This window comes from Candidatus Enterovibrio escicola, assembly GCF_002464935.1.
GTDB lineage: Bacteria > Pseudomonadota > Gammaproteobacteria > Enterobacterales > Vibrionaceae > Enterovibrio > Enterovibrio escicola.
Genome location: NZ_NBYY01000003.1, coordinates 32,597 through 47,797 on the forward strand (window position 1 = coordinate 32,597; position 15,201 = coordinate 47,797).

General features: G+C 39.3%; 9 protein-coding genes and 5 pseudogenes. 5 read left to right on the forward strand and 9 right to left on the reverse strand.

Annotated features, from left to right (window positions below):
- Nucleotides 1-1,122: 1,122 nt before the first annotated feature.
- A pseudogene (locus BTN49_RS01100) lies at nt 1,123-1,853 on the reverse strand (IS982 family transposase); the annotation flags it as partial.
- 89 nt (nt 1,854-1,942) lie between these two features.
- Between BTN49_RS01100 and BTN49_RS01105 the strand changes: the two are divergent.
- Nucleotides 1,943-2,853, forward strand: a pseudogene (locus BTN49_RS01105) (IS5 family transposase).
- 131 nt (nt 2,854-2,984) lie between these two features.
- Here BTN49_RS01105 and dgt read toward each other — a convergent pair.
- The 5 genes from dgt to BTN49_RS01125 all read right to left on the reverse strand — a co-directional run bounded on the left by dgt (nt 2,985) and on the right by BTN49_RS01125 (nt 8,010).
- Nucleotides 2,985-4,448, reverse strand: a complete 1,464-nt coding sequence (dgt, locus tag BTN49_RS01110) for a dGTPase (protein ID WP_097355677.1) — start codon at nt 4,446-4,448, stop codon at nt 2,985-2,987.
- Between the two features lie 403 nt (nt 4,449-4,851).
- On the reverse strand, nt 4,852-5,559 hold the full coding sequence (locus BTN49_RS01115; RefSeq protein ID WP_097355678.1) for a DUF445 domain-containing protein: 708 nt from the start codon (nt 5,557-5,559) through the stop codon (nt 4,852-4,854).
- 141 nt (nt 5,560-5,700) lie between these two features.
- Nucleotides 5,701-5,952 carry a hypothetical protein gene (locus BTN49_RS14485; protein WP_199399250.1) on the reverse strand — a complete coding sequence of 84 codons (252 nt, stop codon included), beginning with the start codon at nt 5,950-5,952 and terminating at the stop codon, nt 5,701-5,703.
- Nucleotides 5,953-6,195: 243 nt separating this feature from the next.
- Nucleotides 6,196-6,336 carry a helix-turn-helix domain-containing protein gene (locus BTN49_RS19855; RefSeq protein WP_199399251.1) on the reverse strand — a complete coding sequence of 47 codons (141 nt, stop codon included), beginning with the start codon at nt 6,334-6,336 and terminating at the stop codon, nt 6,196-6,198.
- A gap of 318 nt (nt 6,337-6,654) precedes the next feature.
- A complete protein-coding gene (locus BTN49_RS01125; protein ID WP_097355679.1) occupies nt 6,655-8,010 on the reverse strand; it encodes a hypothetical protein in 1,356 nt (451 codons plus the stop codon).
- Nucleotides 8,011-8,498: 488 nt separating this feature from the next.
- Here BTN49_RS01125 and BTN49_RS19860 point away from each other — a divergent pair.
- Both BTN49_RS19860 and BTN49_RS01130 read left to right on the forward strand, forming a co-directional pair.
- Nucleotides 8,499-8,597, forward strand: a pseudogene (locus BTN49_RS19860) (transposase); the annotation flags it as partial.
- Nucleotides 8,598-8,888: 291 nt separating this feature from the next.
- Nucleotides 8,889-9,062, forward strand: a complete 174-nt coding sequence (locus BTN49_RS01130; protein WP_097355680.1) for a DDE-type integrase/transposase/recombinase — start codon at nt 8,889-8,891, stop codon at nt 9,060-9,062.
- A gap of 619 nt (nt 9,063-9,681) precedes the next feature.
- Here BTN49_RS01130 and nadE read toward each other — a convergent pair.
- Entirely contained in the window at nt 9,682-10,518 is an 837-nt protein-coding gene (gene nadE, locus BTN49_RS01135; RefSeq protein WP_097355681.1) for an ammonia-dependent NAD(+) synthetase, read from the reverse strand.
- Nucleotides 10,519-10,775: 257 nt separating this feature from the next.
- On the opposite strand from nadE, the gene BTN49_RS13685 reads away from it, so the two are divergent.
- Entirely contained in the window at nt 10,776-10,919 is a 144-nt protein-coding gene (locus tag BTN49_RS13685; RefSeq protein WP_158523554.1) for a hypothetical protein, read from the forward strand.
- Between the two features lie 109 nt (nt 10,920-11,028).
- On the opposite strand, the pseudogene BTN49_RS21595 reads toward BTN49_RS13685, so the two are convergent.
- Nucleotides 11,029-11,916, reverse strand: a pseudogene (locus tag BTN49_RS21595) (IS982 family transposase).
- Between the two features lie 41 nt (nt 11,917-11,957).
- Complete coding sequence (locus tag BTN49_RS01145) at nt 11,958-13,988, reverse strand: exoribonuclease II (RefSeq protein WP_097355682.1); 2,031 nt, start codon at nt 13,986-13,988, stop codon at nt 11,958-11,960.
- Nucleotides 13,989-14,212: 224 nt separating this feature from the next.
- Here BTN49_RS01145 and BTN49_RS01150 point away from each other — a divergent pair.
- Nucleotides 14,213-14,996, forward strand: a pseudogene (locus BTN49_RS01150) (IS5 family transposase); the annotation flags it as partial.
- Between the last annotated feature and the right edge of the window lie 205 nt (nt 14,997-15,201).

A 15,201-nucleotide genomic window follows, 5' to 3' on the forward strand; every position in this document is an offset into this window, starting at 1 on the left:
AGTTTTAGACAGTTCTGAATCTGCATCTATGAATTCAGTCAATAAACTGACGGATACCCTAATGTGAAGACGTGAGGGTATCCTTTTTATGGAAAAGTGTAGGTATTTAATATTACACTTGAAGTAACCTGAACTGCGCATAAAAAATGGCCTAAATGATGAAGTCGAGATCTGATCGTTTGGATTAAATCATCAGTCATAAAAGGACGTTATCATGAGTAATTAAGACGATGTTTGCATAAAACTCACCGATTTCTATCAGGTTTTTCTTCATGGCTTTGAACTTCCATTGAAGAAAATAATTGCGCATTCATTCGGTTATTACGGAAAAGTATACAATATGTTTCAATTGGTTATCCATATTAAATTTTTCTATTTACTAGGTTCCAATGTGTACGGGATCCTGTCCCTAGGATAAACACCTTCCGGAAGGTGCAATACACACCCTAGCTGTTGAGCGCTTCCGTAATGATAATTACAGGGATGAAAACGGCAAGTTCATTAATATGCATCCTGCAATTACAGCGAAAGTTGAACAAGAACCAAAATAGTCTGGACGAGCTCATAATTCTTTTGTGTCTGACAATGGCACACTTGTCGCTGCCATAATATTTAAGGTGGTCTGCAGTAAAAATAAGAAACTAAAAGGCTAAAACCATAGCACACAAGTGCTATGCCAATATTCATTTAACTGAAACTATACCAAGTGAAGTGATTGATAAAAGTTGCACTATCCCCTGTGATAAAAGGGGTTGCTTCATCCAAGCACAACAACGTATCGAATCTAATACCGAAATTCAAGGGAGAAGTTAATGTGTTAGTGTAGATTAAGGTGTACGAATATTTGCAACTTGTCTTGATATACTTAATATAAATGAAGCGCGGATTGTTGGTGATAACTTTACCAAAGACAAGTTATTTCCATTAATGATGCGAGTGGATAAGCTGTTCAGGAAAAAACAAAAGTTTCAAACACTCAGAAAGGTGTTATATTCATAAATATTCCTCGGTGGACTTGAAATTAAATCGTTTATTTTAATCGTGAAATTAGCCGTCTATTAGTCTAATAATGGTGTTTTTTCCAAAATATCTGAACTAATCGCGATGCCTATGATCAGATCATCATGGAGTTAAGCGGGGCTTATTAAGCTGAGTTATCTTGATGCTCGGCTTCTTTGGTTGAAATGAATACGCGATGAGCCCTGCCTGAAAGTTAATATAACTACAGTGCCGAGAATGCTCGATTTTGGGTATGTTTTTTAGTTGGTCAAAAACGGTTTCAATAATAAATCGTTTCTGGAGTATCAGGCGGTCCCAAAGTTTCATCACTTTAGGTTTCATATTCTTTTACACACCCGTTATCAGTATCACTCCCTTGTCTGCAAGTTCCCGCCCCAATGGACTAGAAATATAACCTTTATCTCCGTATAAACGCCCCCAAAGCTCGTCAGCCATTTCCGACACAGGATTTCTATCATCTACGTTAACCATCGTTACTTTAACTGAGATAATACCACCTTGGTCATTAATAATAAGGTATAATTTGAAGCTGTAAAACCATCCAATTTCCCCTTTTCAGCGCTTCGCTGTACCTTCAAAAATCTGATGTCTGAAACTTCGTAAGTTGTGAAAAACCTGTAGCTTGGACAAATTAGCGAAGGCAATCCTTGTCGGTTTTATCTGACGATGAGGTAGCGGCAAACAAAGTGGATGTAATAGGTTTTGAAGTCTCGATACCTTAATTGATGGAAAGCTATCACTATCGTCATCACTTCACTAACTAAGAAGCGAGAATGCTTGTTTCTTTGCTTGATATCGGAAGAAATTAGGTGTTTTTCACATGCAGCGAGGAAAGTCTAGCAAAAGGGTGTTGTTTCCCAAATATTTAAACTAATCACAATCCCTACGATCAGATCATCATGGAGTTAAGTAGAAGGTGATGATGGGAAAGACCAAGCACAAAATTAGAAATTGGAAACAATGTCATCAAACATTAGTAAACTAAGGATTCGTCACTTGTTGGATAAACGTCGCTGCCATTAAGGTGTGTCATTGTTTAAAGCATCACGATCATTGTTGCCGTGGGTTTATATTTTCGGATACCGCGATTGAAACGGAACTGATGGTGAAAGGTATTTTTAAGCTCCCACCTCATGTATTACAATGCTTTCTTAATTCGGTTTTTACATTGATGAATGTTCCACTGAAATCACCTACAATACACTTGCATTAGTAAGTGGTCTAAAACCGTAAAAGTTAAGTACCGTTTACCGAGTCAAGGAGATTTCGCCCACGTTATTATTGATGCTACAGCCTAAAGGTATACGGAGAAGGTCAATGGAAAACGCGTAAACACAGTTAAAGAAAAGTGGCGTATTTGGCGCAAACTCCATTTTGCGTTGACGTGTCTACTCATGAGATTATTGCTGCAGAAGTTATCCTAGTTTCTGAGGGTAAAATAAGTTTTTACCTATATTGCTTAACCCATTACGACGAAAGATACAGCAAGTCAGTGCTGATGGAGCCTATGACACAAGAGCATGTCACCCCGTACTGAAGAAAAAATGGATAATACCTAGTATTCCATCTCGAAGCAACGCGGGATACTGGGAGGAATGGCATCCTAGAAATTAAGCTTTAAAGACTTTAAAAGGGGACAAACTGGCGGAGTGAAAAAAGGACAGGGGTTATCACAAATTCTCATTAACATAGATAGCAAGGTTTCGCTATAAACAGTTGCTAAGGCCTAAACTTACTCTGTATAATTACAATACTCAAGTTAGTGAAGCGCTGCCAAATATGGACAAAGTTATAAGACTCGGTAGGCCTAATCTAATAAACAACGTCGGATAAGTATATTCGGAGAAACGCTACTCCCACCTCTTTTCAATTTTTGCGACAAAAATTAATATTGTCATTTTTACGAACATGTCAGTGTATAAAAATACGGTAAGAACTTTAGAGTCATGACGACTTACCACTCGTTAGTTGCTGACGATCAGTATTTTGTATTCGTCAAAAGCGAACTGATCAGTCATTCCGCTTACGTAGTCCTGTAAAAGACGACAACGGAGGTAAAACTCCCATAGTTTCGTGTCAGTTATACCCACGTCGTTATTCTTCAAGGCAAGTTGATATGCAGCCACGTGTCCCCTTGAAAGTTTGTTGAAAAAGCGTCTCTCAATAGAATTGTTATGTCCGTTCTTATTTACAAGGATTTGGAATTCATCTTGTGTTAGCTCAAGTAAGGGACGATATTCGGATAATAATCCGCCAATTATTTTATACCCTTGGAGTTCTAGAGTTTCGACTTCAGGATTATTGAAAACATAGTTGAATGCAATGTTCTTGAATGTTTCTGTCAACGCATGAAACTGACTATGATCTTCCAACAATGCACGATTTAAATTACCGTGATAAACTTGGTGAATATTGTGGATAAACTGGTGTGCAGCATGCTTGACCAATGGTTGCACCATTTCTACACGTAAATAGATAAAGAACTTATGTACAGGATTGATTTCATCATATTGTGCGGCCTGATATATATCGTTTAGTACGGATTGAAAAGTTTCTGCAGCTTTAATGGCACGATTTTCAGGTTCTAATTGGTGGAAAGTCACCTCAAGATGCGCTTTGAGGGTTTCAAGAGAGAGGATCCGCTTTTCTACAGCATCTTCTAAATCAGCCAAGCTGTATGAGATATCATCTGCCGCTTCCATAATATAGCTGAGTGGGTGACGACAATATTGTGCCATCTCCAGCTCTAGCATCATCGAATCAATATAGTATTTTTCAGTAATATAAAAGCCAACTTTTTTAGTGAGATAATTTTTGTCATCTGGCACTTGTATTTTATATCCTGTGCCAGGACGTGTATATTTAAGTACGGATGCCGCCTGACTGTATGTTAGGTTAAATCGATGTAATGATTGCACGAGGCGAATTGCCTGCGCGTTACCATCAAAATGAATCAGTTCGTGAATGATAGGTTCAAGCATGCTGTCGGGATGCGATTCATATAGAGCCTTAATTGGTGCAAGATGAGGTAAGTTTTCTTTAAACCATCGGTTGATAGCATCTTCACCGCAGTGACCGAAGGGGGGAGTGCCCATGTCATGTATTAAGCAAGCAACTTCCACCAATGACTCTATAGCACGTTCTAATCCAGTCAATCCATATTCGTTCATTTGTCCATTGCTTAGTTGTTCAAAAATAGATTGAACAATAGAGCGGCCAACTTGCTGTACTTCAAGCGAGTGGGTGAGGCGACTACGCACAGCAGAATTCCGTTCGAGTGGAAATACTTGTGTTTTTTGTTGAAGTCGGCGGATAGGAGTAGAATTGATAATCATGCCACGATCGCTTTCAAATGCGTGATGGATATCGGAACCCGAAGTGCGAAGGCGAGCGAAACTAATCTTCTTTTTAAAATCAATGTGCGTCATCAAGATTTCCCTAGGTACAAAACAAGATCTCCAACATGTATAGACTCCCCCAGTAAGGTTGCCATCGAATGCATATTCAAGCAACAGCAAGATGCTGATTTTTGCTAGATGACCTCCAATTCTATTCTATAGATTGGCTGACCAAGACCACGCCGTCAACTTTGCGACAGAACCCTGATTATTCCTATGAGGATTTACCCCGAACTAAACGCCCTGATGACCTTTGGAAATAGATCATCTTCAAGTTATTTTGGTATAATGGATGAGAGACTTGTGAGATACCAATTTTCACTTGAGGTTCATACTCTAAGGTGTTCAAATGATGTTTAAATAACGGGCATAACAGAGATTGAGACTTAAAGGTGCTGATAGCCAAATACCACTGACCAGATAATAGAATCCATCAACTGGTAACTAGAGCAGAGATAACACCAATCATAGCCCCAAATACACCACCCCAAACTACCAACCAACTAAGGTGCTCTCGGATCATGGTTTGAATGATGTTTTTTACCAATTCTGGCGTTAGTTCAGTAAAACGTTGTTCAATTATCGATTCAACGTTTGAAGTAACGTTGTTCATGGTATCTAGTTGTTGGACTTGGTTTTTTACGGCATCGAGGAAATCTTTTTGTTGTATAATTCCGATTATAGACTCACGCATCTTCGTAACGAATGGATCTCGTAGTGGTATCAGCGCTTCTGGACCGCCCATTAGCATCAACATGCTGCCAAAAGAGCTGTTATTGATGACATCAATCAGTCCATCAAATGTTGAATTGAAATCAATATGTTCGATAATAAGAGCAAAGTTAAAGGTGGAGCTTTCTGATATTTTTTTACTAAAGAAACGGTCAATGTTTTCTTTGGTAAAAAACTGATCCATAATCAGCGATTTGATACCAAGTTTGAACGCTTCAAAACGCACTTGAATCACTCCAGAACCGTAAAGGAAGGGTACTCTTTCAAACAGCATATGAATAGCCAAAAGGTTGGTCAGTGACCCAGATAGTGCAAACAAACCACCATAAAGTGCAACAGCCTCATCTAAGTAATAACCAGCTGCAAAGATCACGATAGCAATCACATGGGTAAGAAAGCTTTTATTCATTGTTTTTCCTTTTAAATCAATTTCAAGGCATAAATTTTAAAGGACGATACTGCGTTGAACAACGCTTAACAATACAATATTTTATCTAGAGTGTAGATTACAACCGTAGTATGTAAGATTAGTTGTGCATGACTGGCGGTATTATTTGTACTGATTCTCAGTGGAAGCTATAACAACACCCTCCACCACTGTACCCACCTTCTTATTGGGTATCTTCCTTATGCAGCAGAGTTTATTGTCTTTATCTAGCACAGTAAGCAGAAAAGATTTTTGCCCAGTCCCGACGACAGTATCATTTTTTAAATGACCAAACTTGATCTTTTCGTCTGCAATATCAGGCTGTTTTTCAATGCTAATACGGTTTTTTATCTTTACATTATCGCCGTTGCTCATCTTGATTTTGTAGGGTTTTCTATGATGGGGAGATCCTTGTATAGCGACCTGCCGTTATCCCTGTTAGACCATATATATCGGTACAGCGTGCTTTCACTGAGGATCATATCGTGCTTTAGAGTTAGTTCACCGATATCCACATTGGATGACATATGCATACTGAGACGCCCATGAATGAAGCTCTTAGTTTTCTCTGAAATACAGCCAGAAGCCGTCCTTTTCGTGGTGTTGGCACGGGTTTATTTAGCCTGTTTTTATGTAATTTGATGATAGACTACACCGTAAAAGTCCATCTAGGATATGGCGCTTTATTTCTCGACTGATAGTGGAGTAAGCATAGCCAAGTCTTTTAGCAATCTGGTTAAAGGAATCACCTTCAGCCAATCGTTACTCAATATAATATCAGTCATTGTCATTTAACTTTTTATGAGCTATGCACATCTCCAAGCTAAAATAGGATGCTGGGAGTGTACTTTAGTCTGGCTGATTCTTAGCTAGGTTGTGCATTTCACCTGACGGTGAGCGTGTCAGATATTTAAACCTACATCTTTAAGTTATTTTGGTATAGTTGCAGAAAGTTTTTTCCATGAAGTACAAGGGTTCAATACTTTAGGTTTACCAAAATCACTCAGTATCTTCTTCCTTCATTACGGAAGAGTAGAACTATTGGTAGTGTTCTCCTATCTCGTAGCCATACCAACATTAGAAAACTTCTTCTACGTCCACGATTTTTGAACGATTCACTGTAATTTTCCAACGCTGTAGGGTAACTATGCCATTGGGCGATTTTTGCTTGGCAATCAAATTAAACTGATGACGTTTATCTATCGATTCACGTACAACTTTCCCGTCATTCAGAGAATAAAATCGTTCTTTTCCTCGTGCCATTAACCGAGAAAATGGACGAAAATCTATTCGCAAAACTTCGCGTGTCATGTCATAACCACTAAGAAACTTGGTAGTTGACATTTGTGTGATCATCTTCATGCGCACCACGAATTCTTCTCGCTGGCGCAACTTTCCTTTACGCTTCTTACGAACCTCATCCGGCAATTTATCAAATGGAATGTAATCTAACCATTCCAACTGACTACCAATCCGTTGCCCAGATGTTGGATCGGTAAACAATTTGCGCCATTTAGGACGTCCTCGACGAATCCAACGCCAAAGTACATCTCGAAGATCATCTTTGAAGATCTCACGCAATGCATAAGTTCCTGCCATCGCGAGGATAAATGAAAGGGTAATTTCTCCTAGGAAGTCACGCATATGAATGAGTGCTACCGTAACCACGATCATCACCAACCCTGTTGCCGTACCTTTCGTAACTTTATTTAGTGTTTGTCCTAGAACTAGGTCACGTTGTCTAATGGTTACTGGGTACTCAATCAAGCGTCTGGCAAGACGCATTTTGTTAACCATCCGTGTCGAATCGACCTGTGCTTTCTCAGAGTTATAGTTTCGTTCGATGCGGTACGCAGCTTCAGATTTACAAAAGGCGATCAGTTGTTCGTTAATCGGTTTAAATACTGCACTCCTAGGCATGTGTGAAACCAATGATAAAAAGCGTTGTTCTGTCAACCAAGATAGGTAGTTATCAATGTTATTATAATACTTGAATAAGCTCTCTTCTTTCGGCACATAGCGACGCAACCGACGCAGGATTTCAACCGCCATGTCCGTGATGAACTCCAACTGCTCAACTGCTTCTTCTTCTTTAACATCAGCGACCGTATCAAAAAATCGGTGTGTCGTTTTTTCAAGTGATAAAGCGTATTGGTAAGCGTACAAGCTCAAACTGACGCGATATTTATCAGATGGTAATTTATCTCGGCTAGCTAAACGAGAGTGTACCAGCGGTAGATGGTTTTCTGATGTAAAATAGGTACGCGTATTTGCAAGGACATTATTATAAAACTCGTCCTCATTTAACACTTTCTTGGAAAAAGGTAGTTCTCCTGGAATAAAAAGATAGAATTCAATATCTTGTTTTTTTATCTCTTCATTAACTATTGCAATTCGTGCAGTCAATCCCTCATATTTTTCTACAGAGATCAATGTGTACTCCAAACATTCATTATCTCACTGAGATCCACACATCCACATTAAGCCTTATATTGTAGCGAATTTATCAAGTCAGATTGAAATAAAAATGTTATTATAGAACAGGCATAACAGACTATAGTGAGTCAGATAATAGGAGAATTTAGCTCTTACACATATACACATGTTTGCTATGAATGAACAGAAGAACTTGTACCAATAGTAGTTTATTTATTCAATAAATTGAATGGTTCGTCAGTATGACTTGTAGCCCAGTTATTTATTATTGCAGATATCCTGTGTTCTAACAGAATTTGTAACCATGAAAAAATCTATTCTCTAGATAGAAACCAACTTATTAACCTGAGTTACGCATAAGAAATGAACTAAATTTCCAAGTCGTGATCTGATCGTTTAAAAAACTATAGACTGCATAAGGACTTCGACATGAATAAGTTAGACGCTGTTTTTACCGATATCGCCGATTCTGTCAGGTTTTCTTTTGTTCTTCTTTGATTCACGATCAAGTTAGATCTACTGGTATTGTGTTTGTTGATTCAACCAAACTACAGATCTGTCACAATGTACGTATTCCAAGGCATTGACGAGTTTGATAGGGTATTTCACATGTTGAAAATGCTCCTACATTTCTAGGTGGCATTAACTCAATGGCATTGATGTCAACAAAAAGCAATATTCGGACACACTGATCCTTCGAGCTGTCCGCTACTACGTTTCCTATCAGCCTAGCTACTGGGACATCGAGGCAATATTTAAAGAACTGGGACTGGGCAGGGATCACGTAATCCTCCACCACTAGGTTTTGGAATATGCACCTCAACGGGAACTGACTTTTAAGAAAAATAAATGTGCTTTAGTGACGTCCATAGCGAATAGATAAGACCTACGTGAAAATCAATGGAGTATGGTATTTCCTTTATCGCGCTGTCGATAAGCACAGTAGCATTATAGATTTCTATCTCTCTGAAACCCGCGGTGAGTCTATTACCATGGCTTTTTTCGATAAGTTTATCGGCTTGTATAGCCTCTCTGTAAAAGGGTTATAGACAAGAGCAGTGCCAATGTACTAGCGCTGTTTAACCCTACACTGTGTCATCTGGTTTTCGGCGTTGGCAGGGATGATAATAGAGGCAATCGAGCTGAAATAGCTGAACAACATCGTGGCGCAGAGCCAGCTTCCTCTGAAGCTGGAAGATGCGCCAGTACCTAGGATGGAAATTTGTTGACGATACCAAGACTATGATAGCTGGTGTTGAGCTGTGGCAGATGCTCAGGAAATATCAGATGGAAGAGGCGGAAAACATGCCTGTCTAGGAGCAGTCTTATTGACTGGCAAAATAAGTGTGTCCGGAGAAAGTTGATCCCTGCCTCTTTTCAAACTTTGCGACAAAACCATTTATTTCACCGTTCAGGAATAAGTAAGTTTTCTTACCTGTAATCCGATGCTACCACGGCTATGATTTACTTCTAAAATATTTCTTTTTATGTGGGATGTTTAACAGTCCGGAAGAACCCCTCAGTAAACAGATTCAGTCCGGAGGATAATCATTACTTTTTCCTAGATAAAAAACTGATGAACTCTTACATGCGGCTAGATCTTAATCTCATTAGGAATAAAGACTGCTTATTAGAGAGAAGGGTTTATAAATCATCTTTTACGCTAAATTACTCATCATCATAGATGGTAGGGATAGGTTGGCGTTTGTGTTGTGTTGCGTTGTAGATGGTAATCAATCGCCCAGAGACTATCTCTTCAACAGGTATGCCTTCAAGAAAATCATCGATTTGATCGTAAGTTAGTTGTAGAGCATCTTCATCAGATTTTTGAGATGTAAGTTCTTCCAAATCGGCAGTTGGGGTTTTAACAACTAATATGTCTGGTACACCTAAATGCACAGCAAGTTGACGAACTTGACGTTTGTTTAAACCAAATAGCGGAGCTAAATCGCAGGCTCCGTCACCAAACTTGGTGTAGAAACCCGTAATATTTTCTGCAGAATGATCTGTACCTAGGACCAAACCATCGACAAGACCTGCGATTTCATACTGCACAATCATGCGATAGCGTGCTTTCACGTTGCCTTTAACAAAATCAATTTTTAATGTGTTTGGTAACAACAGTTTTGTATTCAATAAAGAGGACATTACAGATGAATGAAGACTGTCAACGCCGTCTTTAATATCAACGTTGATCGAATGTGTTGGGGTTATAAAATTTAAGGCCATCTGGGCTTCATCTTCATCTTGCTGTATGCCGTATGGTAGGCGAATAGCAATGAACTGATAATCAGCAGTATCCGTCTCTTGATTTAGTTGTTCTACGGCCAGCTGAGCAAGTCGACCACATGTTGATGAATCAATGCCACCGCTGATTCCTAGGACTAAAGATTTGGTTCGAGAATCTTGTAGACGCTTTTTTATGAAGTTAACGCGACGTATAACTTCAAATTTTGGATCGATGGATGGGAGTACTCGCATTTCTGCGCGGATAGCATGTTCCATTTCGTTAGATCCTCAAACTCGATGTGGTTGAATGATTTTACTTATTCTGCAACATCCTAAACGTAAAATCATAATAAATTGGTGTATGACGTTCTTTAGGAATACTTTATATATATCCCCGTAATCATTCAAGATCATTCCTTTTCAATAAAATGAGGAGAAGCTCACTCTCTACGAGAGTGACAGTTATATATTCAACAGATTACACTTCGTGTAGACTTCTTATTTTTACAGGCTAATCATTATAGCCAGCATTGATGTTAAATGTTGTTTTTGCCAGCAAACAAGAACAGTTAAAAAGCATGATAGCGTTGTTATCATTGCTAGGCATGTTGCCGAGCCTTCCAGCTTGGATATTTAAACACGGTTTGTCAGGTGGAGATAAAATAGTAAATTATTGAACTAGCTATGAATAATGTAGGTATCCTTAAACTCCTCTCTAGTGCAACAGATCAATATTAATTTGATTGTCCGGGTTTTAAAAACTTACACCCCGCTGTATAACGAACCTCAGATCTGCATAAGCGCTTTCTTATCAAACCTAATCATCTTGATGCTCGTCTTCTTTGGTTGAAATGAATAAGCGATAAGCCCCGCCAGCAAGTTGACCATAAAGCTGATACAACTACGGTACCGAGAATGCTAGATTTAGGATATGTTTTTTTAGTTGGTTAAAAACGGTTTCAATAATAAATCGTTGCCGGAGTATCAGGCGGTTCCAAAGTTTCATCACTTTGGGTTTCATGTTTTTTTTCACACCAGTTATCAGTATCACTCCCTTGTCTGCAAGTTCCCGCTTCAATGAACCCGAGATATAACCTTTCTCTCCGTATAAACACCCCCAAATCTCGTCAACCATTTCCGATACAGACTTTATATCATCCACGTTAATCGTCGTCACAGTAACTGAGATAATGCCACCTTGGTGATTGATAATTAGGTGTAATTTGAAACCGTAGAACCACCCAATCGTTCCTTTTCCTCGCTTCACGGTACCTTTAAAAACCTTATATCTGAGAATGCGTAGATTGTGATAAACCTATAACTTGGACGCATCAACGAAGGCGACCCTTGTCGACCTTGTCTGACAGGTGAGTGAGGTAATAGCAGAGCAGAACCAGAACACCTTGCATGATCTTGAAGATCCTCGTGTAGTTAACTAATTTAGGAAATTTGTTGGTGAGGTAGCGACAAACAAAGTGGATGTAATAGGTTTTCAAGTCTCTATATCCTGATTGATGGAAAGCTATCACTATCGTCATCACTTTAATAACGGAGAGATGAGAAGGTTTGTTTCTTTGTGTGATGCCGGAAGAAATTAGGTGTTTTTACCATGCAGGAAGGAAATGTCTGGCAGAAGTCGTCGACATCGACGAAAACAGCGTCTAAGTTATTCATGACCAACTCCTTGTGCATGAATAACTTAACTTCAGATCAAATCATTTAGCATTATTAGGACTTATTCTATTTTTAATAGTATCCTCCAACACATCCACTTTTTGCCTTTCAGCAGTGGTAGCAAATTTACAAGTTGGTTTACCAATGATAGAGCGAGTAGCCTCTTTTATATCGGTAAGAACAACTTCGATATGATTACCAAGTTGGAATTCTTTAATTCCATCGATCAAGACAATACCTTGCTCGCTATTAAATTCAACACGTTTTTTGTTATCGACAATCAATGTACCTGGAATAAATACCATTGCACCATTCTCCAACAAACGAACCCGCATACCAGCACGATTAACATCTAGAATTTCAGCCTTGAAGGTTGTTTTTTCTTCAACACAATCTTTTAGATGGCGAACGTATAACCAATCGGTAACCTGGCGTTCAGCTATACGATGATGCTTACGGTGCAAAGCTAGTTCTTCACCAATCATGTCATCTGGTATTTTTACAGATGTTTCGCCCTTTACGATTGCTTTTAGCAAACGATGGTTAATCATATCACCATATTTCCGAAGGGGGGAGGTCCATGTCGCGTAGACATCGAGACCCATAGCGAAATGTGGTGCAGGAACATTGCTGATTTCGGTATAAGATTGGAATTTGCGAATCCGTCTATCCAAATAGCTGGTGTCTTGTACGTTCAACCAGTGATGAAGTGTGCTAAACCCTTCCAGTGTTTCTAGTATTTCTGCCGAGGTTTTTCCTCCATATTGGTTAATAAGTTCAACGACATCTACCATTTTTTCACTATTGAATCCTGTGTGGGTATTGAATACACCAAAACCAAAATGTCCGCGAAGCGTACGACCAGCGCAGATGTTTGCTGTGACCATCGCTTCTTCAACCATGCGGTTTGCAATCCGGCGGGTGTCGACATGAATAGCAATAACATCATTGTCTTCACTCAGCTCGAAACGGTAATCCGGATAGTCTGGAAAGGTTGCCGCCCTAGTCTTACGCCAATGCATCCGTGCTTTTGTTATCGCATGCAGTGCAGTCAGTTGTTCAGCAATAATCTTTGAAGGCCACCAGTTTCCACAACTGCCGTTTTCAATCAGTTCTGATACATTGTCGTAGGATAAACGGCTTTGAGATTTGATCAAAGCCGAGAAAAAATGAGCGTTATCTAAGATATTTCCATCAGCTTCTATGGTGACACGACAGCAAAGTGCTGGTCGCACTTCATCTTCACGCAACGAACACAGATCGTCACTCAGTTTACGCGGCAACATTGGGATGTTGTGGCCAGGTAAATAGATGGTGAAACCGCGCTTCCTAGCTTGGTTATCCAATTCTGTATTTTCAGCAATGTATGCTGTTGGATCAGCAATAGCAATAGTCAGTGTGAAGGTACCATTATCATTGGCGATACTGTGCAGTGCATCATCCATATCTGTGGTGGATTCACCATCAATGGTAATGAATGGTTGTTGGGTCAAATCTGTACGAATCAAAGATTCGTCCAGCATTTCCCAATGGTTTTGAGGTTCAGGATCTTTTTTTGGCAGATCGTGCCTAGCTAGTGTTACCGACCAAGGTGCAATGCTGTCATTCGCATCAGTGATCTTTTCGCTAATTTGGCAGAAAAATCCATTTTCACCTTTAAGAGGGTGTTGAGTCAATTTGGCAACTACCCAGTCACCTTCGGTAAGTTCTTTTGGGCTCAAGCCTCTCCTCGTTTTCGTCCGAATCGCGTCTTTAAGTTGTGGGTGATCAGGAACTACATTAAGTCTATTATGGATCATTTTAACACGACCTATGAAGCGATCCACAGATTGTTCTAACAACTCGTTAGGTTCTGCAACTTCTTTATCTTTTTCTGTGCGAATCAATGCCACTACTTTGTCACCGTGCATCACTTTTTTCATGTACGGTGGCGGAATGAAGTAGCTGTTTTTATCAGCTGTTTCCAGAAAGCCAAAGAATTTTTCGGTGGTTTTAATCGTGCCTTCTTTTTTAGGGAGGCTTTCTTTGATTTGTTGTTTCAACTTTTCAAGTAGCGGATTATTTTGAAACATTAGTATGGTCTCAGAATGTGAACGGAAACACTATACTGATTTAGAGTGATAAATCCAAGGTATACAAAATGAGGAATTTCTTAATTTAACCTCAAATCTGTATAACTAATCTGAGTTGTGGATAAGAAATGAACTAATCGCAATTCCTACGATCAGATTATCATGGAGTTAAGCAGGAGGTGATGATTGGGAAGGCAACGCGAAAGATTAGCAACTGGAAATAATATAATCAAGCATTAGTAAACCGTGGCTTAATTACTTTTTGTGATAGACGACGCTGCCATTAAGGTAGGGCATTGTGCAAAATAGCACGGGTAATATTAGCCGTGAGTTTATATTTTATGATACTTAGATTGAAACGGAACTGATGGTTAAAGCTATTTTTATGCTCCCACTTTTGGCGTTAAAATACCGTGGAAATTAAGTACCGTTTACCCAGTTAAGAAACTTTCGTCCATGTTGTTATTGATGCCACAGCCCTAAAGGTATATGGCAAAGTAGAATGGAAAATGCATAAACAGGGTAAGGAAAAGCGGCGTATCTGACACAAACTTCATCTTGCGGTTGATGTATTTACTTAATTAGGTTATCGCACCGAAGTTAGCCTAATGACCTTGGGTGACAGTACGGTTTGATCTATATTGCTTAACCCATTACGATGAAAGATACATCAAGTCAGTGTTGATGGAGCTTATGATATAAGAGCACGTCACCACGTACTGAAAAACAAAGGAATAACGCCCACTATTCCACCTCGAATCAACACGGGTTACTGAGAAAACGAACATCCTATGAAATGAAGCAGCAAAGGCATTTAAAAAGGACAAACTGACTGAGTGGAAAAAGGACAGGGTTATCACAAACGCTCATTAGCCAAAATAGCGATGTATCGCTATAAGCAGTTACTCAGTCTTAAACTTACTCTTCGCGATTACAATACTCAAGTTAATGAATAACATAGCAAATGTGAAAGCAATTAACAAAGTTATAATAGTCAGTATGCCTGTTCACCCTCTGTCAGGTAAAATTCTGATAATTTATGGCAGTATTGCTTGTTGCCTTGGAGAGAAGAGTATACTACCTTCGGTAGTTTGCTCCCTCTTCTCCGCTAGACCATAAGTGTCGCAGTTATTATCGGAATTCAGGCAGGCCTAATTAACCTAAACTGCGCATAAGTAATGAACTAAATGCCAAAATCGCAATCTGATCGTTT